Source organism: Allokutzneria oryzae (genome assembly GCF_042429765.1).
Lineage (GTDB): Bacteria > Actinomycetota > Actinomycetes > Mycobacteriales > Pseudonocardiaceae > Allokutzneria > Allokutzneria oryzae.
On the sequence record NZ_JBHLZU010000004.1, the window covers coordinates 73,073 to 97,501 of the forward strand.

A 24,429-nucleotide genomic window follows, 5' to 3' on the forward strand; every position below is an offset into this window, starting at 1 on the left:
AGCGTGTTGTCTAGGTCACCCTGAATCGATCCACAATCCTTCCGAACTGCCACGAACGGGGGATACGTTGTCGCCCACAACATTTCCGCCGCCGTGTGTCGTGGGGCGCTCGATGCGGTGCGTAACGGAAAGGATCGGGCGGATGCGCAGCAAGACTCTTGCCCTGCTCGCCGCGGGGTCGGGCCTGGCCCTCGCCCTGACGGCCTGTGGCAACAACAGCGCGAACTCGGGCGCGGGCACCCAGCCGAGCGGCGGCGCCACTTCGGGCGGAACCGGCGCGAAGGTCGGCGTCATCCTGCCGGACACCAAGTCCTCCGCGCGCTGGGAGAGCTTCGACCGGCCGCTGCTGGACAAGGCCCTCAAGGCCGCGGGGGTCGAGCCGATCATCCAGAACGCCGAGGGGGACACCAGCAAGTTCTCCACCATCGCCGACTCGATGATCAGCCAGGGCGTGAAGGTCCTGATGATCACCAACCTCAGCGACGAGGGCGGGGCCGCGATCGAGCGCAAGGCCAAGACCGCGGGCATCCCGGTGATCGACTACGACCGGCTGAGCCTGGGCGGCAGCGCCGACTACTACGTCTCGTTCAACAACACCAAGGTCGGCCAGCTCCAGGGCCAGGGCCTGGTGGACTGCCTCAAGGGCAAGGCCAACCCGCAGATCATCCAGATCAACGGCGGCCCCGAGGACAACAACGCCACGCTGTTCAAGAACGGCGCGCTGAGCGTGCTCAAGCCGAAGTACGACTCGGGCGAGTTCAAGCTCGCGGGCGACCAGGCCATCGCCAAGTGGGACAACCAGCTCGGCAACACCACCTTCGAGCAGCTGCTCACCGCCAACGGCGGCAAGGTCGACGGCGTGCTCGCGGCCAACGACGGCCTGGCGGGCGCGGTGATCACCGCGCTGAAGAAGGCCGGTCTCGCCGGTCAGGTCCCGGTCACCGGCCAGGACGCCACCGAGGACGGGCTCGCCGCCATCCTGCGCGGCGACCAGTGCATGACCGTGCTCAAGCCGATCGACCAGGAGGCCAACGCGGCGGCGCAGCTGGCGATCGCGCTGGCCAAGGGCGACAAGGCGGGCGCGGACAAGCTGGCCACCGCCACCGAGCGCGACCCCAAGGGCAACCGCGACGTGAAGTCGATCCTGCTCACGCCCGAGCTGATCACCAAGGACAACGTCAAGAAGGCCACCGACTCTGGCTTCGTCAAGGTCGCCGACGTCTGCAAGGGCGACGTCGCCGAGAAGTGCAAGCAGGCCGGGATCACCAAGTAGGGACCCCGCCCCTCAGGACGGCCGCGGTGGGGCGGCGCCCCGACACCCGCCCCACCGCAGGCACCAGCGCCACCCGACGACGTCGACTTCGAATCCTTCTGGAGGTCCCGTGAGCCAGCCGATCCTGGAGCTGCGCGGGGTGAACAAGAGCTTCGGCCCGGTGCACGTGCTGCACGACGTGGACTTCACCGTCCGCCCCGGCGAGGTGACCGCGCTCGTCGGTGACAACGGCGCGGGCAAGTCCACGCTGGTCAAGTCCATCGCGGGCATCCACCCCATCGACTCGGGCGAGCTGCTCTTCGACGGGAGCCCTGCCACCGTCGGCAACCCCAGGGACGCCGCCGCGCTGGGGATCGAGGTCGTCTACCAGGACCTCGCGCTCTGCGACAACCTCGACATCGTCGACAACATGTTCCTCGGCCGGGAGCGGATGCGCGGGTTCACCCTGGACGACGCGGGCATGGAGGAGGCGGCGCGCAAGGTGCTCGCCGACCTGTCCGTGCGCACGGTGAAGTCGGTGCGCACCTCGGTCGCCTCGCTGTCCGGCGGCCAGCGGCAGACCGTGGCCATCGCCAAGGCGGTGCTGTGGGACAGCCGCGTGGTGCTGCTGGACGAACCGACCGCGGCGCTCGGTGTCGCCCAGACCCGGCAGGTGCTCGACCTGGTCCGCCGCCTCGCCGACAAGGGCCTCGGCGTGGTGCTGATCAGCCACAACATGAACGACGTGTTCGAGGTCGCCGACACCGTCGCGGCGCTCTACCTCGGGCGGATGGCGGCCCAGGTGCCCACCAGGGACACCACGCGCGCCCAGGTGGTCGAGCTGATCACCGCGGGCCGCTCCGGCGACCTCGGCATCGCCGCCCCCGAGACCGCGACCGTCTAGCCCCTTCACCAGCTGAGGACTTCTCTGATGACCGAGACCCAGGCCTCCTCGACCCCGGCGGGGTCGGCGAGCTCGACGGCCGTCTCCGACTTCGGCATCGACACCGCCCAGCGCAGCGTGCGCCAAGCCGTCGGTGACTACTTCGCCAGGCTCTCCGGCGGCCAGCTCGGCGCGCTGCCCGCGCTGGGCGGCCTGCTGGTGCTGCTCGTCGTGTTCACCGCGCTGTCCCCGCAGTTCCTGACGCTGGGCAACATCGCCAACCTGCTCACCCAGGGCGCTGGCATCACGGTGATCGGCATGGGCCTGGTCTACGTGCTGCTGCTCGGCGAGATCGACCTGTCCGCGGGCACCGCCTCCGGGGTGACCGCCGCGGTGTGGGCGCTGCACCTCAAGGTCGACGGCAACCTGCTGGGCGGCATGGGCTCGTGGGTCTTCTACCTCACGGTCGCCGCCATGGCGGTCAGCGCGGTGATGGCGGTGGTCACCAAGCTCTACGTCGCCGCGGTCCCGCCCGCGCTGGCGCTGGTGCTGATGCTGGTCGGACTGCCGGCCAACCCGTGGCTGGAGATGCTGCTCGCGCTGTGCGTCGGCACGGCGATCGGGTGCCTCACCGGCTTCCTCGTCGCCAAGGTCGGCATCCCGTCCTTCGTGGTGACCCTCGCGCTCTTCCTGGCCTGGCAGGGGGTTGTGCTGCTCTACATCGGCGAGGGCGGCACGCTCGCGGTCAACGACGAGGTCCTCTTCGGCGTCGCCAACAGCAACCTCTCCCCGCTCGGCAGCTGGCTGCTGTTCCTCGTCGCGGCGGGCGGCTACGCGGCCGTCGTGCTGGGCAGGCACTTCGGCAGGCTCAAGCGCGGCCTCGTCGTCCAGCCCACCGCGCTGGTCGGGGCCAAGGTCGGCGCCGTCGTGGTGCTGGGCGCGCTGGCCACCTACGCGCTCAGCCTCAACCGCAGCCCGAACGAGGCGGTGGTGATCCAGGGCGTGCCGTACGTGGTGCCGATCGTGCTCGGCCTGCTGGTGCTCGGCACCTTCGTGCTGGACCGGACCCGCTACGGCAGGCACGTCTACGCCGTCGGCGGCAACGCCGAGGCGGCCAGGCGCGCCGGTATCGACGTGACCAAGGTCCGGATGAGCGTGTTCGTGATCTGCTCCACCGTGGCAGCCATCGGCGCGATCATCCTTTCCTCTAAGGTCGGTTCGGTGGACCCGCAGGCGGGCGGCGGCAACACCCTGCTGTTCGCGGTCGGCGCGGCCGTCATCGGTGGCACCTCGCTGTTCGGTGGCAAGGGCCGGGTGCGCGACGCGATCGTCGGCGGTGCGGTCATCGCGACCATCGAGAACGGCCTGCGGCTGCTCGGCGAGCCCGCCGCGGTGGTCTCGATCGTCACCGGCCTGGTGCTGCTGCTCGCCGCGAGCGTCGACGCGCTGTCCCGCCGCCGCTCGGCGGCGACCGGCGTGCGCTGACGCCGCACGGGTCCCACACCGCAGTGGGACGAGGAGGGCAGTGGCCGTCGCACCGACCGCAGGAACCAGACCGGACGAGGTCCGCAGGCACAACCGCGCGGCCCTGCTGCGCCGCCTGCACCTCGACGGCCCGGCCACCCGCGCCGAGCTGGCCGCCGAGCTGGGCCTGAACCGCAGCACCATCAAGGCGCTGGTGGACGAGCTGAGCGCGGTGGGAGTGGTCTCCGAGGAGGTGCCCACCCACCGGCACGGCGCCGGACGGCCCTCGCTGCTGGTCCTGCCGCAGGCCCATGCGGTCCCGGTGCTCGCGGTGGACGTCGGCGTCGAGCAGGTCTCGGTCGCCGTCGCCGGGGTGGGCGGGCGGCTGCTCGGTGCGCGCAGCTGGACCCTGCCCAGGGGCCAGGGCACGCCGGAGGACGTGGTCGCCGGGATCGTCCGCTCGCGGGTGGACCTGGTCGACGAGCTCGGCTGCGAGCCGACCAGGGCCGGGGTCTCGGTGCCCGGGGTGGTGCGCCGAGCCGACGGACTCGTCCACGAGGCGCCGAACCTGCACTGGACCGGGGTGCCCTTCGGGTCGCTGCTGGTCGAGGCTCTGGAGCTGCCCGTGGACGTCGGCAACGACGCCGACCTGGGCGCGCTCGCCGAGCACACCAGGGGAGTGGCCCGCACGTCGCAGGACGTCGTCTTCCTCTCCGCGGACGTGGGCGTCGGCGGCGGTGTGATCCTCGGCGGGGTCTCGCTGCGCGGCAGCGGCGGCTACGTCGGCGAGCTGGGGCACATGGTGGTCAACCCGGCCGGGCGGCAGTGCTACTGCGGCTGCCGGGGCTGCCTGGAGACCGAGATCGGTGAGGACGCGCTGTGCCGGGCGCTGAACCTGCCCACCGGCACGCCCCGGTCGCTGATCGTGGCGGAGCTGCGGTCGCTGGCCGCCGACGACGAGCTGGCGCTGCACCGGCTGGCCGGGTTCGCGGAGTGGCTCGCGCTCGGGCTGACCAACGCGCTGAACCTGCTGGCGCCCGAGCTCATCGTGCTGGGCGGGCTGCTCGCCGTGCTGCCGCCCGCCGTGGTCTCGTCGGTGACCGTCGCCGTGCACCGGCGCAGCCTGGTCGGCAGGGCGGCGGGCTCGGTGCGCGTGGCGACCTCGTCACTGGCCGGGGACGCCGCCCTCATCGGCGCCGCCGAGCTCGCCTTCGAGCGCGTGTTCGCTGTCAGCTGAACGCGGTCCGGCCGGGCGTGTCGCGGCCCGGCCGGGACCCTGATGTTCGCTCAGAGCTGAACCGTCCCGGAAAAGCCGACGGGCGGGAATCCACTGGGGATTCCCGCCCGGTCTCGTGGGCTGTCAGGTTGGAAGGTCTTGATCAGCCGAGTCAGCCTTGGACGATCTGCGCGGCGAGCTCACGCAGCTTCGTCTCGTGTTCGCGGGCGTGGTGACCGCAGAACAGCAGTTCACCGCCGGAGGCGAGAACAGCGCGGACTTGGGCAGCGGCCCCGCAGCGGTCGCAGCGGTCGGCAGCGGTCAGCTCGGGGCGGGTGAGTGTTCCAGGCATTGCGTCTCCCCTCGTCCCGGTACCGGAGGGATTTCCGATACCCGTTGATCCAGCTGCGACCACCGAGATCCGCGCGGGATCGCGGTGCTCGCTAGCTCCACTCTTGCAGACGTTTGGCGCCTCGTCAGTGTTCCCGTGCCGCTGGCGACACCCGTCACGTTTGATATACCCAGATGTCGCAGAGGCCGACACGGCCCGTGGCCGAACCGCGTCTTTTCGTTGATCCACTTGACGCCGAAGCGCACCCCGATCTCCGGAGTGCTCACGTTCCGGTTGTGGGCGTGGCCCGACCGTGACCTCCGCATCGCGCCACCTCCCGCGTCCTTCTCGTCGCCTGGTTCATCTTTGCCACGACCGAGGTGCGCTGTCCACAGTGGTTACCCGGGTTGTACTCCCCGAAGGGAGCAGGGGTAAACCCCGATTCCGCGCGCGCGGACCGCTGGCACGCTCGTGGTGAGGAAGGGAGTCGCCTGTGGCCTGCCGGGACTGTCGCACGTGCACCGACGCGGGGCTGGTGCGTCTGGTCAAGTGGTGTTTCGCGGTGTTCTGCTACGTCGTCACGCTCGGCGTGCTGTACGTGCTCAAGCGCGCGTTGCGGCGGCACTGCCCGCAGTGCCAGCACATCCTGGGCAACCACCGCCGCCGAGATGACGGATCGTTCAAGGACTAGTCCTGGTGGAGGACTACCGCGGAAGGGTTACAGCAGTCCGGCCGCGAGCTGCTTGGCCCGCTTGGCCGCTCCGGGATCGCGCTGGATGCCCGCGACCACGATCGCGCCGTCCACCAGCAACAGCAGCTGGTCGCCGAGCGCCCGTCCACGATGTGGGACGGCGTGCTCGGCGAGCTCGCGCAGGTACCCGAGAACCGCGTCCTTGTGCTCGCGCACGGCCCCGGCCACCACCGCCGAGCTCTCGCCCAGCTCCCCATGCGCGTTGATGAAAGCGCACCCGTGGAAGTCGGCCCTGCCGAACCACTCCTCCAGCCAGTCGAAGACCGCGAGCACCCGCCCGCGCGCCGTCCTGCGCCCCTCGTCCACGTGCGCGGCGAGCTCGGCCCGCCACCGCTGGTCCCGGTTGCGCAGGTACGCGGCCACCAGCTCCTCTTTGGACCGGAAGCACTGGTAGAGCCGCTTCAGCGAGACGCCTGCCGCGCCGCGCACCTCGTCGATGCCGACCGCCTGGATCCCGCGCTCGTAGAACAGCCGCTCGGCGGCCTCCAGCAGCCGTGCCCCGGCCTCCTCGGTGTTCACCCAGCACCCCTTCCCTGGAGAACGTGCGTTCTCTACAGTAGCTGGAGAACGCACGTTCTCCGTTGTTCGGCAAGGAGGAAGTCATGGCGCTGGTGCCCCCGTTCACCCGCGAGACCGCGCTCGCGAAGGTGCAGGCCGCCGAGGACGCGTGGAACACCAGGGACCCCGATCGGGTCGCGCTGGCGTACACAGTGGACTCGCGCTGGCGCAACCGCTCGGAGTTCCTCACCGGTCGGGAGGAGATCCGCGAGTTCCTCCGTCGCAAGTGGACGAAGGAGCGCGAGTACCGGCTGCGCAAAGAGCTGTGGGCCTTCGGCGACAACCGGATCGCGGTGCGTTTCCGCTACGAGTGGCACGACGCCGAGGGGCAGTGGTGGCGCAGCCACGGCAACGAGATGTGGGAGTTCGACCCCGACGGCCTGATGCGCATCCGCGAGGCCAGCATCAACGACATCCCGATCGCGGAGTCCGAGCGGGAGCTGCGGGACACGGCCGAGTAGCGGCTCGGTGGGTCTGGGGCGACCCCACCGGCTCCTGGTCGATCACCCCGAAGTGATCCGGCCGCTCAGCCGCGGACGGTGAGACCGCCGCCGCGCCCGAGCAGCGCTCGGCCCCGCCGAGGACGGCACCGAGGCGGTCGTTGTCGCCGCCGTCGGGATCCGCGCACCACGAGGCAGTCGATCCTCCCGGTGTCCCGGTGTTCCAGCCGGAGTCGGCCGTGTGCCGCTCGGCCGACTCCGCGGTGCGCCGGGGAGAGACATCTCCCTCGGGGGAGGGAACGAACTCACCCGGGGCGGGGTACAGGTCACCCCGGGGCGGCGCTGAACAGGCGGAATGCCGAGGACGGGCGCAGTATCAGTGGGTTGACCGGAGGAGGGAGGCCGCGATGGCCGCCGTGCGCAAGCCCCTGCTGATCGGTTTCGTCGCCCTCGCGCTCGTCCTGCTCAGCTCCTCCGTGCGCGGCGGCGAGCGTCCGCAGGTGCCCGTGCGGCCGGGTGCCCCGGCGGTCTTCCACGGCGACGGCGACGACCGGGTCGCCATCGCCAAGGAGCCAGGAGTCGGTGTCGTCCGGTTCGACTGTCCACAGTGCACAGGCAACACCGTGCTCCGCTCGGACGGTCCGGACGGCTTGCTGGTCAACGAGATCGGTCCGTACCGGGGCAAGCGGTGGTTCGACGTCCGAACGGGGAGCCGGACCACGACGCTGACCGTGACCGCGACCGGCAGGTGGACGCTGACCATCGGCGGAACCGATCTCGCCGCCGTGCGAGCGGGCCACGCGTCCGGAACCGGGGACGACGTGCTGTTCCTGACCGAGTTGTTCCGGTCGGCGTCGGTGGCGAACTCCGGCGAGGGCAACTTCGTGGTGCACGCGGTGGAACTGGGCACCGGCCGGATGAGCTTGCCCGTCAACAGGATCGGGGACTACGCCGGAAGCGTGGAGCTGCGCGGCCCGGTGCTGCTCCAGGTCCGGTCGGCGGGGAGCTGGACCATCGACGCCACCGCGACGAACACCGCGGCGACGACCAAGGCCCGCCCCGGTTTCCGGGACGGGCCTTGAACGAGTGCTGTGGCGCCTAGTCCAGGTAGTCGCGCAGGACCTGCGACCGGGACGGGTGGCGCAGCTTGGACATGGTCTTGGACTCGATCTGGCGGATGCGCTCGCGGGTCACGCCGTAGACCTGCCCGATCTCGTCCAGCGTCCGGGGCTGGCCGTCGGTGAGGCCGAAGCGCAGCCGCACCACGCCCGCCTCGCGCTCGGACAGCGTCGCCAGGACCGACTGGAGCTGGTCCTGTAGCAGCGTGAAGGACACCGCGTCCACCGCGACGACGGCCTCGGAGTCCTCGATGAAGTCACCGAGCTGCGAGTCGCCCTCGTCGCCGATGGTCTGGTCCAGCGAGATCGGCTCGCGGGCGTACTGCTGGATCTCCAGAACCTTCTCCGGAGTGATGTCCATTTCCTTGGCCAGCTCCTCCGGGGTGGGCTCACGGCCCAGGTCCTGGAGCAGCTCGCGCTGGATGCGGCCCAGCTTGTTGATGACCTCGACCATGTGCACCGGGATGCGGATGGTGCGGGCCTGGTCGGCCATGGCGCGGGTGATGGCCTGGCGGATCCACCACGTCGCGTAGGTGGAGAACTTGTAGCCCTTGGTGTAGTCGAACTTCTCCACCGCGCGGATCAGGCCGAGGTTGCCCTCCTGGATCAGGTCCAGGAACGCCATGCCGCGGCCGGTGTAGCGCTTGGCCAGCGAGACCACGAGGCGGAGGTTGGCCTCCAGCAGGTGGTTCTTGGCCCGCTCACCGTCGCGGACGATCCAGCGCAGGTCCCTGCGCATCTGCGGGGCGAGCTTCTCGTTCTCGTCCTCGGCCTTGCGCAGGCGCTCGGCGGCGTAGAGACCCGCCTCGATGCGCTTGGCGAGCTCCACCTCCTCCTCGGCGTTGAGCAGGGCGACCTTGCCGATCTGCTTGAGGTAGGCCCGGACCGAGTCGGCGGAGGCGGTGAGCTCGGCGTCCTTGCGGGCCTGCCGCAGCGCCTCGGACTCCTCCTCGTCCCAGACGAAGTCCTCGCTGCCCTTGGCGGGCGGGGCCTCCTCGGCGGGCTCGTCCGCCGCGAGGTCCTCGGTGAGGTCGACGTCGACGTCGGTGAGGTCGGCGTCGTCCGGGCTGCCGTCGAGGTCGGGCTCGTCGCCCTCGCCCTTGGTGGCGGCCTTCTTGGTGCCCTTGGCCGAAGCGGCCTTCTTCCCACCCGGCGCCCGCGTGCTCTTCGCGGTCGTCTTCTTGGCGGTTCCCTTGGTCGAAGCAGCCGTCGACGGCTTCGTCGCGGTCTTGCCAGCCGCGGTGGCCGTGGCGGCCCTCTCCTCGCCCTCGGCAGTCACGGTCGCCTTCCTGGTCGAGTTGGCGCCACCAGCGGCGGCGGGGCTGGAGCGTCGGGTTGCGATTTCTGCGGCTGCCACGTACGCCCTTTCGCGGAGATGGCTCAACGGCAGACCAAGGGCGCGAACCTCGGTCGCCGGCGTTCTGGGAGTCGTGCCTGACGGGGTCCGCCCCGTGGGCACCGTTCCATTGTAACGACGAAGCCGGACCAGGGTTGCGTCACGATCCACCCTCGATCCGGCTCCACCGCATCAGCGCAGGCAGATCAGGCTGTCACGGGCGAAGACCCGCCGACGCGGCGGCAGCGGCGCCGACGATCCCGGCGTCGTTCTTCAGGGTCGCCGGGACGATCGGCGTGCGCACGTCCAGCAGCGGCAGCCACTTGTGCGCCTTCTTGCTGACCCCGCCGCCCGCGATGATCAGGTCGGGCCAGACCAGGCCTTCGAGCACGTGCAGGTAACGATTCACCCGGGCGGCCCACTGCTCCCAGGAGAGGTCCTTGTCCTCCTTCACGGAGGCGGCAGCGCGCTTCTCCGCGTCGTGCCCGTCGACCTCCAGGTGGCCGAACTCGGTGTTGGGCACGAGCTCGCCGTTGAGGAACACCGCGCTGCCGATGCCGGTGCCGAAGGTCAGCAGCACCACCACGCCGTCCTTGCCCGCGCCCGCGCCGAAGCGCATCTCGGCCAGGCCGGCGGCGTCGGCGTCGTTGAGGACGACGACCTCCTCCTTGGCCCGCCCGAGGCGCTCCGCGAACAGGGCGGCGGCGTCCGTGCCGATCCACGCCTTGTCCACGTTGGCGGCCGACAGCGCGACGCCGCGCTTCATCACGCACGGCAGCGTGACGCCGACCGGGCCGTCCCAGCCGAACTTGTCCACGATGCCCGCGACCACGTCCGCGACCGCGTCCGGGGTGGAGGGCTGGGGGGTCGGGACCCGCAGGCGTTCACCATCCAGCGCGCCTGCCTCGAAATCCACGACACAGCCCTTGATACCGGAGCCGCCGATATCGACCCCGAACCCGCGCGTGGCGCTCATCCCGTGGTCCCTTCCTGTTCGATTCAGATGGGTGGTGGGCAGACCATAGAGGATTGCCGGGCCGAACAGGCCAGTGCTTCCGCCCTCCTGTGGTCGGATGGAGGCCGTGAACCCCAGCGAACTCCCCGACACCGATCTTCTCCGAGCCGCCGCCGTGACCGTGGGCACCGAGGCCGCCGAGCTGGTCCAGCGGCTGCGCGGCGGCCTCGACCGCTTCGCGGGGGAGGTGGACACCAAGAGCACCGAGACCGACGTGGTCACCGCCGCTGACAAGGCTTCCGAGCAGCTGGTTCGCGCCAGGCTGGCCGAGCTGCGGCCCGGTGAGGCCGTCCTCGGCGAGGAGGGCGGGTCGGACTCCTCCGGCGAGCGGCTGCTGTGGGTGGTCGATCCCATCGACGGCACCGTGAACTACCTCTACGGCCTGCCCTGGTACGCCGTGTCGGTCGCCGCGCAGTTCGACGGTGTGACGGTGGCCGCCGCAGTGGTGGAGCCCGCCAGTGGCCGGGTGTGGAGCGCGGTGCGCGGCGGGGGAGCGACCCTGGACGGCGTGCCGCTGCGCGCCGCCGAGACCACCCGTTTGGACCTGTCGCTGGTCGGAACGGGTTACGCCTATGCGGCCGAGCGCAGGGCCAGACAGGCGGACCTGTCCGCGCTGCTCGCCAGGCGGACCCGAGACCTGCGGCGCACCGGCTCCGCCGCGCTGGACCTGTGCGCGGTGGCGGCTGGGTGGCTGGACGCCTACTACGAGCACGGTCTCGGCCGCTGGGACTGGGCGGGCGGCTCGTTGATCGCCGAGGAGGCGGGCGCGGTGCTGCGCCTGCCGGACGGCTCCGACGACGGCCTCGGCGGCGACATCACCCTCGCGGCGGCGCCCGGCATCGCCGAGGACCTCGCCGAGGCGCTGCGCGTCGCGGGTGCGGCGGAGGTCTAGGACTCCCACCCCGGCCTTTCCGGTGTAGCGGACAACGCAAAAGCCCCCGTCACGGTGACGGGGGCTTCTCCGGTCCGCTTGTGGCCGGCTAGCAGTAGGCCGTGCGCGCGGCCTTGACCAGACCCTGGTCCAGCGACGGCGGCGCGGGTGCGGCCTGCTGGCCGCCGCTCTCCGGCTGCTGGTCCGCCCAGATCTTGAGCTGCTCGAAGATCTGCTTCGCCTCGCTGCTCGGCTTGACCCCGTCGAACTTCTGCCCGAGCGCCAGGTCGACGGAGCCGTCCTGCCGCTCGTCCCGGACGAACTGGGCGCAGGGCATCAGGAAGCTCATCGTGCGCGCGGCGGACGCGCCGTTGGGGCCGAACCGGATCTGACCGCGGCAGTTCAGGTCCTGGTTGACGTACACCGGGTCGTCGGCGGGCTCGCCCGCCTTGTTGAAGCCGAGGCTGGAGAGCTCCTCGGCGACCTGACCGGCCTGGCCGCGCTTGCCGCTGCCGTTGAGCACGGTCACCTTGATGTCGTTGGGCGCGATCGGGTCGGTGCGGTCCAGCGCGTCCAGCGGCAGGGCCTGGCCCGGCTTGGCAGGCGCCGCGGTGGCACCCGGCTTCGGCGCGCCCGGCTCTGGGCAGCGCACGGCCGCCTCGATGTCGGCGCTGGTGCTGAAGACCTTGGTCCACACGGACACCGCGAGCACACCCAGAATCGTCAACAGGATCAACGCGGGCACGGGCTTGCGCTTGCGGTACCCCGCCGGCCCGATGATCTGCCTCACACTCGCGGCAGCCAAGACCTCTCGTCCTCCCCCACGTCGGTCCTCACGGACGCCGTCCCCTTGGACACTGTTTCCGATATGGACACTGCTCTCACCGCCCAGCCTAGGACGTTTTACCGACGTCGGTGACATCGGTTCCCCGTCCGTGTCGCGTGTCGGGCCGAACGACCCGACCCATCCGCAAGACGTTCCGCCGCCGCGATTTCGACGCCGGAGTGCGCAAGGACACACCTCGGGGCAAAAGGGTGAGCCGTCGCGCGGTTCCCGCGTCGGTGAGCTACCCTCTGCGCGCTCCGGGGGCATCGTTGGCACTCCGCGCGCGGCCAGAGAATCGCGGGCGGGTTCCACCACACCGGATTTCACGAGACCGCCGTCACGTAAACGGCGGGCACAAATTGGTGCGCTCGGACGTTGTCCAGCGGCACGACACACCAGTCTCAGTTGACCGCAGGGGTGAATGACTAATGGCGACCGACTACGACGCTCCGCGCCGTGGTGAGACTGACGACCTCGCCGAGGACTCGTTGGAGGAGTTGAAGGCGCGGCGCAACGAGACTCAATCCGGGGTGGTCGATGTCGACACCGACGCCCCGGACGAGAACTTCGAGCTGCCCGGTGCCGACCTCTCCGGCCTCTCCGGCGAGGAACTCACCATGAAGGTGGTGCCCAAGCAGGCGGATGAGTTCACCTGCGCCAGTTGTTTCCTGGTTCACCACCGCAGCCGGCTGGCCGAGGAACGCGGCGGCCGGATGATCTGCAGGGACTGCGCCTAGGCAGAGCACGTACGGGCGCGTGCCCCCGGACCCGGCGCAGGGTCGTCACAACGGGGGCACGGCCGGGCCGACCCGCCCGTGCCGTCGCTCCTCAGTCCTTGCGGCCGCCGTGCTCGCGCAGCACGGCGGCAAGGCGCTCCGCGTCGCGGGCGCTGAACAGCCAGTACGGGGTCGGGTCGTTCTCGTCGGTCAGCTCCATCAGCACGACGGGACCGATCCAGCCACGATGCACCACGAACGCGGCGGGATCGAGGTCCCGCCCCAGCGCGGGCCGCTTCTCCGTGGCCGTCAGCGCCGTCACCTCGCCGACGAACTCCAGCGGCAGGTGGGCATCGCCCACCCACAGCTGCCCGTCGCGCACCTGCACGCGCACCCGGCCGAGCCAGACCAGCACCCAGACCACCAGCGGCACCGTGATCAGGTACGGCAGCCAGGAGCGGATGCCGGGGTTGCCCATGTGGATCTCCGCGGCCAGGATCACCGCCGCGGCCAGCGGCAACGGCCAGCCCCACCACGGCACCGAGAGCCGCTCGGAGAACAGGGGCGTGGCTGCGGAGGTCTTGGTCCCACTGGTGCTCACGGCCCCAGGGTAGTCTCGCCCGTCGTGTCCAGCCTTGAGGTGCTGCTGACCCGGACCGATCCGGGCGTCCCGTTGCCGAGCTACGCACGCCCCGACGACGCCGGAGTCGATCTCGTCACCACCACCGATCTCGTCCTCGCCCCAGGTGAACGCGGTGTCGTCGGCACCGGAATCGCGGTGGCGCTGCCCAGCGGCTACGCCGGGTTCGTGCACCCGCGCTCCGGCCTGGCCGCGCGTGCCGGGCTCAGCGTGGTGAACACGCCGGGCACCATCGACGCCGGTTACCGCGGCGAGATCCGGGTATGCCTCGTCAACCACGACCTGCGCGAGCCGATCGTTTTGCGCCGTGGTGACCGAATCGCCCAGCTCGTGGTTCAGCGTGTTGAGCACGCGGTGTTCCGCGAGGTCGAGTCCCTGCCAGACTCCGAGCGCGGCGCGGGCGGATATGGCTCCACCGGCGGCCACGCGGTGCTTGAATCGATGCCGGCCCACGGGGCAGACACGGCGACGGAGGTCTGAGGAGATCATGTTCGGTAGGCGCCGCCGCGAGCGGAAGCAGGCGGAAGAGCAGGCCAGGGTCGATGCCGAGGCGGCGGAGCTCGCCGCCGAGGAGGATGCCGAGGCGGGCGGGCCGTACGACGAGGCCGACGCGCCCCAGGACGAGATCTCCCGGCTGGACCTCGGCTCGGTGAAGGTCCCGGTGCCCGACGGCTCGCAGCTGCAGGTCGAGGTCGGGCAGGACGACGGCCAGCTGCGCGCGGTGCACGTGGTGACCCCGGTCGGCAGGCTGACGGTGAGCGCCTACGCGGCGCCGCGCACCGGCGACATGTGGCGGGAGATCGCCAAGGAGCTCGCGGACCAGCTGCGCAGCGAGGGCCACCGGGTCATCAAGGAGCGCGGCGTCTGGGGCGACGAGGTCTCCGCCGAGGTCGACAGCGACGACGTGGCGCTGCGCTTCGTCGGAGTGAACGGCCCGAGGTGGATGCTGCGCGGCGTGACCGCGGGGCCGCGCGAGGCCGCCGACGAGGCCGCCGAGCTGCTGCGCGAGATCCTGCGGCTGACCGTCGTGGTCCGCGGCCAGGCCCCGATGCCCGTGCGCACCCCGCTGCCCGTGGAGCTGCCGGAGGCGATCGCCCAGCACCTCCAGGCCCAGCAGTAGTCCGCATTTCCCTGAAGTTCGGCGTGAAGGCGCGGTCGGTCGCGGGCCGCGCCCGACGCTGCTGAAGGGGTGGTCTTCCTCGGGGCCACCGCGCTCTTCGCTGCCGAGCCCGGTCAGCGGGCATCCCCTCGGCAGTGCTTTGGCCCGAGCCGGACGCGGCTGACCGGGTGAGGTGGCTCGGCATCGCGTTGTCAGCGCCTGTCGTTTTCCGGCCGCTCGTTTTCCGGCCACTGGTTGGCCGGGCGAGGGTGGCTTTCGCCCGCGCAGGGGTCCCCCCGATTCCAGGGTTGCTGATCGTGGTGGGGGAGGACAAGCCGCGAGGGTGGTGTGGGGGGACCTCCGCTCAGTGGTTGGTGCGGGCCCGGGCTCAGGGGCGTCCGCCTGCCCGGAGGAAGGCGAGGACGGCTGCCCGGCCCAAGGACTCGCGGTCCGCTCCCAGCGCGCTGAGCGTGCTCACCCCGAGCGCGGACCTCGGCATCGCCGCGTGCCACTGGGCCGCCACCGACATCGGGTGCAGGGGGTCGTCCACGCAGCCGACGAGGCCCGTGGGGACCGTGACGGCCGCCAGGTCCTCCAAGGTCGGAGCCGTGGAGCTCGCCGTCGCCCTGAGGACCTCCGGCAGGTTGTCGCCATGGCGGTGCCAGGAACGGCGGAGCTCCGCCGCCAGCCACGGCTCCACCCCTTGGCAGGCCCGGTCCAGCGCCTCCTCCAGGCCCAGCTCGTCCACCGCCGCCGCGCTCAGCCTCGCCGCCACGGCCGCCACGGCTTCACCCGGTCGGCCGTTCCACGCGGGCATCGCCAGGAGTAGGCCCGTGCAGCGATCCGGGTTGCGCAGTGCCCAGTTCGCCGCCAGGTGCGCGCCCAGTGAGATGCCGCCCGCCAGCACCGGCCCCGCCTCCGCCGCTTCGGCCAGGGCCGAGGCGTGCTGCTCGGGCAGGCCCGGACCTGGGGCGATGAGGGTGACGCCGAGGGCGGCCAGCGGGCCTTCGAAGACCGCGCGGACGAACTCGTCGTCCGATCCGGAACCGGGCAAAAGCACCGCACGCGGACCCGATGGGGACGGGGTGAGCGTCATGACAGATGATCCTGCCTTCGTCGGCGTCGTGGTGAACGGCGGATGGCTACTCTGGATCTGACGGCCCGCCCAGGCGGGCCCCTACGGCACGGGAGCAACCAGCATGGGTGGCAACGGTGGTGGCTACTTGCGCCGCCTCATCCGCCGTCTGACCAGCGACGTCGCTGAGTTGGACGCCGATGACCTCTCGCGGAAAGCGGAGCAGCAGGGCGCTCGGCGTGCATGTGACTGCCGTTCCGGTGAAGAGGTCACCGTGGTAGGCAGGTTACGCAGCGTCGAGCTGTGTCCGAAGGACGCGGTCGCGACGCTGGAGGCCGAGCTCTACGACGGTACCGACGGCGTGCTGCTCGTGTGGCTCGGGCGCAGGCGTATCCCGGGCATCGAGCCCGGCCGGACGATAAAGGCACGAGGCCGCCTCGCGGTGCGGGACGGTCGGAAGGTCCTTTACAACCCTTACTACGAACTGCAGACAACTCATGACTGAACCCAGCGAGACCACTGAGACCACCACCAAGCCCGAGCGGGCCGAGCCGACCCTGCTGGAGCAGATGGGCGGTGTCGTCGGGCTGGTCTCGTCGACCATCCCGGTCATCGTCTTCGTCACGGTCAACTCCATCGCCGGGCTCCAGCCAGCCATCTGGTCGGCGCTGGGCGTCGCCGCCCTGATCGCCGTGTGGCGGCTGGTGCGCAAGGAGGCGCTGCAGCCTGCCGTCTCCGGCTTCCTCGGCGTCGGCATCTGCGTGTTCATCGCCAACCAGACCGGCGAAGCCAAGGGCTTCTTCCTCTTCGGCATCTGGGCGAGCCTGGTCTACGCCGGGGTGTTCCTGGTGTCGGTCCTGGTCCGCTGGCCGCTGGTCGGGGTGATCTGGTCCACCCTCAACGACACCGGCTTCGGCTGGCGGGGCAACCGCTCCGCGCGGCTGGCCTACGACATCGCGACGCTGGCGTGGATCCTCGTCTTCGGCGCCCGGTTCGTGGTGCAGAACTACCTCTACGACGCGAACCTCACCGGCTGGCTGACCGTCGCCAGGCTGTCCATGGGCTGGCCGCTGACGATCCTCGTCGGCCTGGTCACCGTGTGGGCGGTGCGCCGCGTCGGCAGGATCGAGAAGTCGCACACGACGTCGAGCCCCGCGACCGCCTGAGACCCGAGACGAGGAGCGGCGTCACCCCGGCCGGGGTGACGCCGCTCCTGTCGTTCTGGGGCGCCCAGCGCCTGTCCCGCAAGTCTTCCCGATGCCCCCGAGGCGGCACGCCGCCCCCGCACCCCCGTGCACGCGTCGGCCAGCTGGCGTGGTCGAGGTTTTCGCGTTTTGTCACCTTAATGCGCGAAAGAGCGCTCTCATTTCGCATCAAGGTGACAAAACGCGAAACGAGGGGCACGTGGGTGAGGGCGCCAGGGGGTGGTGGGGGCTGGGGTGGTGGGGGTGGGGTGGTGTTGTCACTTGCAGGACACGACCTAGAAGCCCAGGGCCGAACGGATGTCGGACTCCACGTCGTCGGTGGCCACGAACAGCAGCTCGTCGCCCGCCTCCAGCGGGTCGTCGCCCTGCGGCACGATCACCCGTCCGCCGCGCAGCACCGTGACCAGCGCGGCGTTGCGCGGCAGCTCCAGGCTGTCGATGGTGCGCCCGGCCAGCGGCGTGTTCTCCGGCAGCGTGACCTCGACCAGGTTGGCCTGGCCCTGGCGCAGCGTCATCAGCCGCACCAGGTCGCCGACGGTCACCGCCTCCTCGACCATCGCGGCCAGCATCCTCGGCGTGGACACCGCCACGTCCACGCCCCACGCCTCGGTGAACAGCCACTCGTTGCGCGGGTCGTTGACCCTGGCCACGACGCGGCGCACCGCGAACTCCGTCTTGGCCAGCAGCGACACCACCAGGTTGACCTTGTCGTCACCGGTGGCCGCGATCACCACGTCGCACAGCTCGATCCCGGCCTCCTCCAGCGAGGCCAGCTCGCAGGCGTCGGCGTGCACCCACTCGGCCTGCTCGACGCTCTGCGGCTCGAAGTGCTCCCGGTCCCGCTCGATCAGCATGACCTGGTGGTTGCTCTCCAGGAGCTCGTGGGCGATGGACCGGCCCACCGCGCCCGCTCCAGCGATGGCGACGCGCATCAGTGCCCCTCCTCCGGCGACTCGGCTGCGGACTTGGCGACCTCGGTCACCGTGCCGGACAGCGCCGCCACGTAGATCGCGTCGTCGGCCTGCACCACGGAGTCCGGCGTCGGCAGCACGCCGGTGCCGAAGCGCATGATGAACGCCACGCGCGCCCCGGTGACCTCCTCCAGCTCGCGCACCGGGCGGCCCACCCAGTGCTCGTGCACGGGCAGCTGGAGCACGGCAACGGTGCCAGAGGGGTCCCGCCACGCCGACGCCGTGCCCTCGGGCAGCAGCATCCGCATGAACCGGTCCGTGGTCCACGGCACGGTCGCCACGGTCGGGATGCCCAGCCGCTCGTAGACCGCGGCGCGCTTGGGGTCGTAGATCCGGGCCACGACGTGCTCGACGCCGAAGGTCTCCTTCGCCACCCGCGCGGAGATGATGTTGGAGTTGTCCCCGTTGGACACCGCGGCGAACGCGCCGGCGCGCTCGATGCCCGCCTCGACGAGCACCTGCCGGTGGTAGCCGATCCCGGTCACCTGCTGACCGTGGAAGTCGCTGCCGAGGCGGCGGAACGCCTGCGCGTTCTTGTCGATGACGGCGACGGAGTGGTCGAGCCGTTCGAGGCCCTTGGCCAGCGACGAGCCGACCCGGCCGCAGCCCATGATCACCACGTGCACGATGTGCCCTCCTGCTGACGCGGCTGCTGCAACGTACCTTCCTCCGTCATTCCACTGGTCCTCGCCGGGAGTATCACCCGGACGGGACTCAACCTACCCACGGCTGCTCCGTCTTGGTGAGTGGAACGAATACCCTTCGTCGCGTGTCCAAGTTCGCTACCGCGGCGAAGCGCCTCCTTCTGGGGCGTCCGTTCCGCAGCGACCGGCTCTCGCACACGCTTCTGCCGAAGCGGATCGCGTTGCCGGTCTTCGCCTCCGACGCCTTGTCCTCCGTGGCATACGCGCCCGAGGAAATCTTCATCGTGCTCTCGGTGGCCGGTTTGTCCGGTTACGTCTTCGCGCCGTGGATCGGTGTCGCCGTCGCTGTGGTGATGCTCACCGTGGTGTTCAGCTACCGCCAGAACGTGCACGCCTATCCCTCCGGCGGTGGCGACTACGAGGTCGCGATGGTGAACCTCGGCAGGTACGGCGGGCTCACGGTCGGCAGCGCGCTGCTGGTCGACTACATCCTCACCGTCGCGGTGTCGATCTCCTCGGCGATGGCGAACCTCGGCTCGCTGTTCCCCTACGTCGCCACGCACAAGGTCGCCTTCGCCGTCGGCGCGATCGTGCTGCTGACCGCGATCAACCTGCGCGGGGTCCGCGAGTCCGGCAGCGCGTTCGCGGTCCCGACCTACGCGTTCATGCTCGGAATGATCTTCATGATCCTCTTCGGCATGGTGCGCGGTTTCGTCTTCGGCGAGGACATGCCCGCCGAGAGCGCCGCCTTCCAGCTCAAGGCCGAGAACGACCAGCTGATGGGGCTGGCCTTCGGCATGCTCATCCTGCGCTCGTTCACCCAGGGCTGCGCCGCGCTGACCGGGGTCGAGGCGATCAGCAACGGCGTCCCGGCCTTCCGCAAGCCGAAGTCCCGCAACGCGGCGACCACGCTGCTGATGATGGGCGGCGTCGCGGTCACCATGCTGATGGGCCTGGTCGTGCTGGCCCAGCTGACCGGCGTGAAGATCGCCGAGCACCCGGAGACCCAGCTCGTCGGGGCGCCGGAGGGCTACCAGCAGAAGACGATGGTGGTGCAGATCGCCAACGCGGTCTTCAACGAGTTCCCGGCGGGCGCGTTCTTCATCGCGGGCGTCACGGCGCTGATCCTGGTGCTGGCGGCGAACACCGCGTTCAACGGCTTCCCCGTGCTCGGCTCGATCCTGGCCCAGGACCGCTACCTGCCGCGCCAGCTGCACACCAGGGGCGACCGGCTGGCCTTCTCCAACGGCATCGTCTTCCTCGCGGGCTTCGCGGTGCTGCTGGTGATCCTCTACGAGGCCGAGGTCAGCAGGCTGATCCCGCTCTACACCGTCGGCGTCTTCGTCTCGTTCACGTTGAGCCAGGCGGGCATGGTGCGGCACTGGAACCGGTTGCTGCGCTCGGAAACCGACGCGGACGCCCGCAAGCGGATCCTCCGCTCCCGACTCATCAGCGGCTTCGGCACGGTGATGACCGGCGTGGTCCTCGTCATCGTGCTGATCACCAAGTTCACCCTCGGCGCGTGGATCGCCATCGTGGCCATGGCCGCGGTCTTCGTGCTGATGACCGGGATCCGCAAGCACTACGACCAGGTCTCCGAGGAGCTCGCGGCCGCCGAGATCGCCGTCGGCAAGGCGATGCTGCCCTCGCGCAACCACGCCGTGGTGCTGATCTCCAAGCTGCACCTGCCGACGATGCGCGCGCTGGCCTACGCGCGGGCGACCCGGCCGGACGTGCTGGAGGCGGTCACGGTCAACGTCGACGACGTGGACACCAGGAAGCTCGTCACCCGCTGGGAGAAGGAGCACATCAAGGTGCCGCTGAAGGTGATCGAGTCGCCGTACCGCGAGATCACCAAGCCCGTGCTGGACTACGTGAAGCGCATTCGCAGCGACAACCCCCGTGACGTGGTCACGGTGTTCATCCCGGAGTACGTGGTGGGGCGCTGGTGGGAGCAGGTCCTGCACAACCAGAGCGCCTTGCGACTCAAGGGAAGGCTGCTGTTCCAACCGGGTGTGATGGTGACCAGCGTGCCGTGGCAGCTGGCCTCCTCGCAGCGGGTCCAAGACAAGGCCGTGGTCGCACCGGGATCGGTGCGGCGAGGGCTAGGCGAACAACCGGGCAGGAATCCCCAGCGTGACAACAAGAACTGACCACAAGCCCGACTGGACCGGCCGCAGGATCGAGCTGGAGGTCGGCGCGGTCGCGCACGGCGGCCACTGCGTCGCCCGGCACGACAACCGCGTTCTCTTCGTGCGGCACGCGTTGCCGGGCGAGGTGGTGGTCGCCGAGGTGACCGAGGACAAGGGCGGCTCGTTCTGCCGCGCGGACGCGGTCGAGGTGCTCAAGCCGTCCGAGGACCGCGTCGAACCTCCTTGTCCCGCAGCGGTTCCCGGCGGCTGCGGAGGGTGCGACTTCCAGCACGCGAGGCCCGAGGCGCAGCGGTCGCTGAAGGCCTCGGTGGTCCGGGAGCAGCTGAAGCGGCTGGCGGGCCTGGACTGGGACGTCGAGGTCGAGGAGCTGGCGGAGAGCCCGCTCGGCTGGCGCACCCGCGTCCGGCTCGCGGTGGACCGCGAGGGCCGGGCGGGACTGCGCGGCCAGCGCAGCCACCGCGTGATCCCGATCGACGACTGCCCGATCGCCTCGCCCGGCGCGCTGCCGGAGGTGCTGCGGCAGCGGTGGAAGCCGGGCGCCGAGGTGCAGGTGACCCGCGACGGCGACGGCGAGCTGCACGTGACGGAGTGGGTGCGCAACCAGCGCCCCCGGTTCGCGGTGGGCAGCGGGACGGCGACCGAGCACGCGGGCGGGCGGGACTGGCAGGTCGACGCCAGCGGCTTCTGGCAGGTCCACCCGGCGGCGGCCGACACCCTGGTCTCGGTGGTCGCGGAGTTCGCGGACGCCGCACCCGGCGCGACGGCCTGGGACCTCTACGGCGGCGTCGGCCTGTTCGCCTCGGCGCTGGCCGAGCAGGTCGGCCCGTCCGGTTCGGTCACGGTCGTGGAGTCCTCGGCGCGGGCGGTGGAGTCCGGCCGCCGCAGCCTCGCCGACATGCCACAGGTGAACTTCGTGACCGGGCTGGTGGAAAAGGTGCTCGGATCGTCCGAAATGGACGGGCAGTGGCCGGACGCGGTGGTGCTCGACCCGCCGCGCAAGGGAGCGGGGCGCGCGGTGGTGGACGCGGTGTGCGACGTCTCGCCGCGCCGCGTCGTGCACATCGCCTGCGACCCGGCGGCGCTGGCGCGCGACGTCGCCGACTTCGCGGCCAACGGCTACCGCCTCGCGGCGCTGCGCGCCTTCGACGCCTTCCCCATGACCCACCACATCGAGTGCGTCGCCCTCTTCACCGACTGACTTCCGGCCATTCGCGGGCTTATGGACGCCTCGGGAGCTCCGAACAGGTCCATAAGCCCGCGAATGGCGGTCAGGTGGTGAGGAGGGTGTCGATGGCGGTGGGGGAGAAGACGGCCTCCGCCGCCAGACCGGCCAGGCCGATGAGGGGCGCCCGGTCGCCAAGGCGGGCGGAGGAGATCTCCAGGTCGCGGAGGGCCACCGGGTGGGCCTGGTCCAGCACCGCCGCCCGGACCGCGTCGAGGAACTCCGGCAGGGCGCCGATCGGGCCGCCCAGGCGCAGGTGCTGGGGGTTGACGATGCTGACCACCGTCGCCAGGACCCCGCCGAGCAGTCGGCCCGCCTCGGTCACCAGGTCCACCGCCTCCTGACGGTTCTGCTCCACCTGGCGCACCACGTCGGGCAGGGTGCGCGCGCCCGACGAGCGCAGCCGCCGGACGAGCGCCCTGCCGCCGGCCACCGCCGCCAGGCAGCCGGTGCGGCCGCAGCTGCAGCGCTCCTCGTGGCCCGCCAGCTTGATGTGGCCGATCTCGCCGGCGCTGCCGGTGACCCCGCGGTACGGGCGGCGGCCGATCACCACGCCGCTGCCGATGCCGGTCGCCACCTTCACGCCGAGCAGGGTGGTCGCGGGTGCCCCGTCGGCGAGGTGCTCGCCGAAGGCCAGCGCGTTGGCGTCGTTCTCCACCAGGACCGGGACGTCGAGCTGGGAGGCGATCAGGTCGTGCACCGCGGTCCCCGACCAGCCGGGCATCGTCGGCGGGGCCGTGTTGGCCCCGGACGCCGGATCGACCTGGCCGGGGATGCCGACGCCCATCGCGCAGAAGTCGTCGGAGCGGCCGGTCTCGTCGAGCAGCTCCCGGCCGATCTCCAGCACGCGGCGCAGCACCGACTCCGGGTCCTGGCGGGCGGGGACGCGTTCGCGGCGGTCGGCAAGGACCGTCGCGGTGAGGTCGGCGACCGCGACCGTCAGGTGGCTGACGCCGATGTCGGCGACCAGGGCGCAGCGGCCCGTCTCGTCGGCCGCCAGCAGCTCCGCGCGCCTGCCGCCGCTCGACGCCTGGTGGCCCACCGTGCGCAGCAGCTTCAGCCTGCCGAGCGCGTCGAGGCGCTCCACCATGGTCGCGCGGGACAGCCCGACCCTGGCCTGCAGCTCCTGGCGGGTCATCGGGCCGTCCCTGCGCAGCACCTCCAGGACCCGGCCTGGGGAAGCGGGCCCCGTTGGGATGCTGACCGCGGCGTTGACGTCGACCTGCACACCACCTATCTTGAGCCACCCGCACTTATGTCTAGCAACTAGACGGAAGTGGTGCCACCGTCCGGATGACGCGGACGAGTCACAAGGAGGTGACTGTGGTCGAACCAGTCCGGCTCTCCCGCCGCGGCCTGCTGCGCGGTGCCCTCGGCACGGGCGCCGCGTCGCTGCTCGGCGGTTGCACCGGGTTCGCCACCTCCGGGACCTCGGGGCTGACGTTCCTGTCGACCCAGTTCACGCCGGTCGAGGAGGCGGAGCGGTTCCGGGCCCTGCTGCGCAAGGGCTTCGACGGCGACGTCGGCTACGTCACCAGCGACCCCGGTCCCTTCGCCACCCAGGTCCGCAGCCAGGTCGACGCGGGCAACGTCCGGGTGAGCCTGCTCGGCGGCCTGCACGGCGACCTCGCGCCGCTCGCCCCCGACCACCTGGAGGACCTCACCGACATCGTCTCCGACTTCAGCTCGCTGGGCTGGCCGCCGGAGTACCTGGAGCTGGCCAGGGTCGGCACCGACCGCACCTGGTACGTGCCGTGGGCGCAGGCCAGCTACGTGCTCGCCGCGCACGTGGACGCCTTGCAGCACCTGCCGTCCGGCGCCGACGCCGAGGACCTGACCTACGACCAGTTCCTGGACTGGGCGGTTGCGGCCCGCCGCGCCAACGACAACCGGCCGATGCTCGGGCTGCCCGGCGGGCCGAAGGGCCTGCTGCACCGGTTCTTCCAGGGGTACCTGCTGCCGTCCTTCACCGGTGGGCAGATCACCACGTTCCGCTCGCCGGAGGCGGTCACCGCCTGGGAGTACGTGCGCGAGCTCTGGCGCAACTGCGCGCCCGCGAGCACGAACTACGACTTCATGCAGGACCCCTTGGAGGCCAACGAGGTCCGCTTCGCGTGGGATCACGTGGCGCGACTGGTCAACGTGCCGAAGCGGGAGCCGGACAGGTGGCGGATGATGCCAGCGCCGCGCGGTCCCAAGGGGCGCGGTTACATGGCCGTGCTGACCGGGCTCGCCATTCCCAAGGGAGCGCCGGACCAGGACCAGGCGCGCCGGTTGGTCGCCGCGCTCAGCCGCGCCGAGACGCAGGTCGAGCTGTTGCGCGCCAACGCTTTCTTCCCCACCGTGCGGACACAGATCCCCGACAACCTGCCGCCTGCGATCCGGATGGAGGCCGCCGCGGTGGCCAAGCAGCGGGAGTCCAAGGGCGCGCTGCTGTCGCTGCCGCCGGTCGGGCTCGGCAGCAAGGAGGGCGAGCTGAGCAAGGCGTTCAAGGACTGCTTCCAGTCCATCGTGCTCGGCGGGGCCGATGTGAGGTCCACATTGGACGCTCAGGCCAAGGTGGTCGGCAAGGTGCTCGCCGAGGCCAAGGTTCCTTGCTGGGCGCCCGATCCACGCGGCACCGGCGTCTGCGAGGTGATGTGA

At 71.0% G+C, this 24,429-nt stretch carries 25 protein-coding genes and 1 pseudogene; 16 read left to right on the plus strand and 10 right to left on the minus strand.

Features of this window, described 5'->3' with window-relative positions; all coding sequences use genetic code 11:
• Positions 1–142: 142 nt before the first annotated feature.
• The 4 genes from ACFFQA_RS04960 to ACFFQA_RS04975 all read left to right on the plus strand — a co-directional run bounded on the left by ACFFQA_RS04960 (position 143) and on the right by ACFFQA_RS04975 (position 4,836).
• Complete coding sequence (locus tag ACFFQA_RS04960) at positions 143–1,273, plus strand: sugar ABC transporter substrate-binding protein (RefSeq protein WP_377850416.1); 1,131 nt, start codon at positions 143–145, stop codon at positions 1,271–1,273.
• Between the two features lie 109 nt (positions 1,274–1,382).
• A complete protein-coding gene (locus ACFFQA_RS04965; RefSeq protein ID WP_377850417.1) occupies positions 1,383–2,156 on the plus strand; it encodes an ATP-binding cassette domain-containing protein in 774 nt (257 codons plus the stop codon).
• Positions 2,157–2,183: 27 nt separating this feature from the next.
• Entirely contained in the window at positions 2,184–3,620 is a 1,437-nt protein-coding gene (locus ACFFQA_RS04970) for a sugar ABC transporter permease (RefSeq protein WP_377850418.1), read from the plus strand.
• Positions 3,621–3,660: 40 nt separating this feature from the next.
• Positions 3,661–4,836 carry an ROK family protein gene (locus ACFFQA_RS04975; RefSeq protein ID WP_377850419.1) on the plus strand — a complete coding sequence of 392 codons (1,176 nt, stop codon included), beginning with the start codon at positions 3,661–3,663 and terminating at the stop codon, positions 4,834–4,836.
• Between the two features lie 151 nt (positions 4,837–4,987).
• Here ACFFQA_RS04975 and ACFFQA_RS04980 read toward each other — a convergent pair whose 3' ends face one another.
• Positions 4,988–5,167: a DUF7455 domain-containing protein gene (locus tag ACFFQA_RS04980; protein WP_030430966.1), complete on the minus strand. Its 180-nt coding sequence runs from the start codon at positions 5,165–5,167 to the stop codon at positions 4,988–4,990.
• Positions 5,168–5,681: 514 nt separating this feature from the next.
• Between ACFFQA_RS04980 and ACFFQA_RS04985 the strand changes: the two genes are divergently transcribed.
• Positions 5,682–5,837 (plus strand): hypothetical protein, encoded by a 156-nt coding sequence (locus tag ACFFQA_RS04985; RefSeq protein WP_377850420.1) that lies wholly within the window; start codon positions 5,682–5,684, stop codon positions 5,835–5,837.
• Between the two features lie 27 nt (positions 5,838–5,864).
• On the opposite strand, the gene ACFFQA_RS04990 is transcribed toward ACFFQA_RS04985, so the two are convergent.
• A complete protein-coding gene (locus tag ACFFQA_RS04990; protein WP_377850421.1) occupies positions 5,865–6,416 on the minus strand; it encodes a TetR/AcrR family transcriptional regulator in 552 nt (183 codons plus the stop codon).
• Between the two features lie 83 nt (positions 6,417–6,499).
• On the opposite strand from ACFFQA_RS04990, the gene ACFFQA_RS04995 reads away from it, so the two are divergent.
• Together ACFFQA_RS04995 and ACFFQA_RS05000 are read left to right on the plus strand one after the other, a co-directional pair.
• A complete protein-coding gene (locus ACFFQA_RS04995) occupies positions 6,500–6,916 on the plus strand; it encodes a nuclear transport factor 2 family protein (protein WP_377850422.1) in 417 nt (138 codons plus the stop codon).
• A 386-nt stretch (positions 6,917–7,302) separates the two neighbouring features.
• Entirely contained in the window at positions 7,303–7,977 is a 675-nt protein-coding gene (locus ACFFQA_RS05000) for a hypothetical protein (RefSeq protein WP_377850423.1), read from the plus strand.
• A 16-nt stretch (positions 7,978–7,993) separates the two neighbouring features.
• On the opposite strand, the gene ACFFQA_RS05005 is transcribed toward ACFFQA_RS05000, so the two are convergent.
• Together ACFFQA_RS05005 and ppgK are read right to left on the minus strand one after the other, a co-directional pair.
• Positions 7,994–9,370 carry an RNA polymerase sigma factor gene (locus tag ACFFQA_RS05005; RefSeq protein ID WP_377850424.1) on the minus strand — a complete coding sequence of 459 codons (1,377 nt, stop codon included), beginning with the start codon at positions 9,368–9,370 and terminating at the stop codon, positions 7,994–7,996.
• 193 nt (positions 9,371–9,563) lie between these two features.
• The gene (ppgK, locus tag ACFFQA_RS05010; RefSeq protein WP_377850425.1) at positions 9,564–10,325 is read right to left on the minus strand and encodes a polyphosphate--glucose phosphotransferase; all 762 of its coding nucleotides are present in this window, start codon (positions 10,323–10,325) and stop codon (positions 9,564–9,566) included.
• Positions 10,326–10,431: 106 nt separating this feature from the next.
• On the opposite strand from ppgK, the gene ACFFQA_RS05015 reads away from it, so the two are divergent.
• Entirely contained in the window at positions 10,432–11,256 is an 825-nt protein-coding gene (locus ACFFQA_RS05015) for an inositol monophosphatase family protein (RefSeq protein WP_377850426.1), read from the plus strand.
• An 88-nt stretch (positions 11,257–11,344) separates the two neighbouring features.
• On the opposite strand, the gene cei is transcribed toward ACFFQA_RS05015, so the two are convergent.
• Positions 11,345–12,040, minus strand: a complete 696-nt coding sequence (gene cei / locus ACFFQA_RS05020; RefSeq protein ID WP_377850427.1) for an envelope integrity protein Cei — start codon at positions 12,038–12,040, stop codon at positions 11,345–11,347.
• A 449-nt stretch (positions 12,041–12,489) separates the two neighbouring features.
• Here cei and ACFFQA_RS05025 point away from each other — a divergent pair, with 449 nt between their 5' ends.
• Positions 12,490–12,798, plus strand: a complete 309-nt coding sequence (locus tag ACFFQA_RS05025; protein ID WP_377850428.1) for a DUF4193 domain-containing protein — start codon at positions 12,490–12,492, stop codon at positions 12,796–12,798.
• A gap of 91 nt (positions 12,799–12,889) precedes the next feature.
• On the opposite strand, the gene ACFFQA_RS05030 is transcribed toward ACFFQA_RS05025, so the two are convergent.
• A complete protein-coding gene (locus ACFFQA_RS05030) occupies positions 12,890–13,378 on the minus strand; it encodes a DUF3093 domain-containing protein (protein ID WP_377850429.1) in 489 nt (162 codons plus the stop codon).
• 24 nt (positions 13,379–13,402) lie between these two features.
• Here ACFFQA_RS05030 and dut point away from each other — a divergent pair, with 24 nt between their 5' ends.
• Both dut and ACFFQA_RS05040 read left to right on the plus strand, forming a co-directional pair.
• The gene (dut, locus tag ACFFQA_RS05035) at positions 13,403–13,897 is read left to right on the plus strand and encodes a dUTP diphosphatase (RefSeq protein ID WP_377850430.1); all 495 of its coding nucleotides are present in this window, start codon (positions 13,403–13,405) and stop codon (positions 13,895–13,897) included.
• Between the two features lie 7 nt (positions 13,898–13,904).
• Entirely contained in the window at positions 13,905–14,537 is a 633-nt protein-coding gene (locus ACFFQA_RS05040; protein ID WP_377850431.1) for a DUF3710 domain-containing protein, read from the plus strand.
• A 367-nt stretch (positions 14,538–14,904) separates the two neighbouring features.
• On the opposite strand, the gene ACFFQA_RS05045 is transcribed toward ACFFQA_RS05040, so the two are convergent.
• Positions 14,905–15,612 (minus strand): alpha/beta fold hydrolase, encoded by a 708-nt coding sequence (locus ACFFQA_RS05045; protein WP_377850432.1) that lies wholly within the window; start codon positions 15,610–15,612, stop codon positions 14,905–14,907.
• A gap of 103 nt (positions 15,613–15,715) precedes the next feature.
• Here ACFFQA_RS05045 and ACFFQA_RS05050 point away from each other — a divergent pair, with 103 nt between their 5' ends.
• Together ACFFQA_RS05050 and ACFFQA_RS05055 are read left to right on the plus strand one after the other, a co-directional pair.
• Positions 15,716–16,096: an OB-fold nucleic acid binding domain-containing protein gene (locus ACFFQA_RS05050; RefSeq protein WP_377850433.1), complete on the plus strand. Its 381-nt coding sequence runs from the start codon at positions 15,716–15,718 to the stop codon at positions 16,094–16,096.
• Complete coding sequence (locus tag ACFFQA_RS05055; protein ID WP_377850434.1) at positions 16,089–16,757, plus strand: DUF3159 domain-containing protein; 669 nt, start codon at positions 16,089–16,091, stop codon at positions 16,755–16,757. The genes ACFFQA_RS05050 and ACFFQA_RS05055 overlap by 8 nt, the downstream gene beginning before the upstream one ends.
• Positions 16,758–17,071: 314 nt before the next feature.
• Here ACFFQA_RS05055 and ACFFQA_RS05060 read toward each other — a convergent pair whose 3' ends face one another.
• Positions 17,072–17,728, minus strand: coding sequence for a potassium channel family protein (locus ACFFQA_RS05060; protein ID WP_377850435.1), 657 nt, complete (start codon positions 17,726–17,728; stop codon positions 17,072–17,074).
• Positions 17,728–18,429 (minus strand): annotated as a pseudogene (locus ACFFQA_RS05065) (potassium channel family protein); the annotation flags it as partial. The gene ACFFQA_RS05060 and the pseudogene ACFFQA_RS05065, both read right to left, overlap by 1 nt.
• Before the next feature lie 107 nt (positions 18,430–18,536).
• Between ACFFQA_RS05065 and ACFFQA_RS05070 the strand changes: the two are divergent.
• Entirely contained in the window at positions 18,537–20,564 is a 2,028-nt protein-coding gene (locus ACFFQA_RS05070) for an APC family permease (protein ID WP_377850436.1), read from the plus strand.
• Positions 20,548–21,762 carry a class I SAM-dependent RNA methyltransferase gene (locus ACFFQA_RS05075; RefSeq protein ID WP_377850437.1) on the plus strand — a complete coding sequence of 405 codons (1,215 nt, stop codon included), beginning with the start codon at positions 20,548–20,550 and terminating at the stop codon, positions 21,760–21,762. Before ACFFQA_RS05070 ends, ACFFQA_RS05075 begins: the two co-directional genes overlap by 17 nt.
• Before the next feature lie 70 nt (positions 21,763–21,832).
• Here the strand turns inward: ACFFQA_RS05075 and ACFFQA_RS05080 are convergent, their stop codons facing one another.
• Positions 21,833–23,014: an ROK family transcriptional regulator gene (locus ACFFQA_RS05080; protein WP_377850438.1), complete on the minus strand. Its 1,182-nt coding sequence runs from the start codon at positions 23,012–23,014 to the stop codon at positions 21,833–21,835.
• Between the two features lie 95 nt (positions 23,015–23,109).
• Here ACFFQA_RS05080 and ACFFQA_RS05085 point away from each other — a divergent pair, with 95 nt between their 5' ends.
• Positions 23,110–24,429, plus strand: a complete 1,320-nt coding sequence (locus ACFFQA_RS05085; protein ID WP_377850439.1) for an ABC transporter substrate-binding protein — start codon at positions 23,110–23,112, stop codon at positions 24,427–24,429.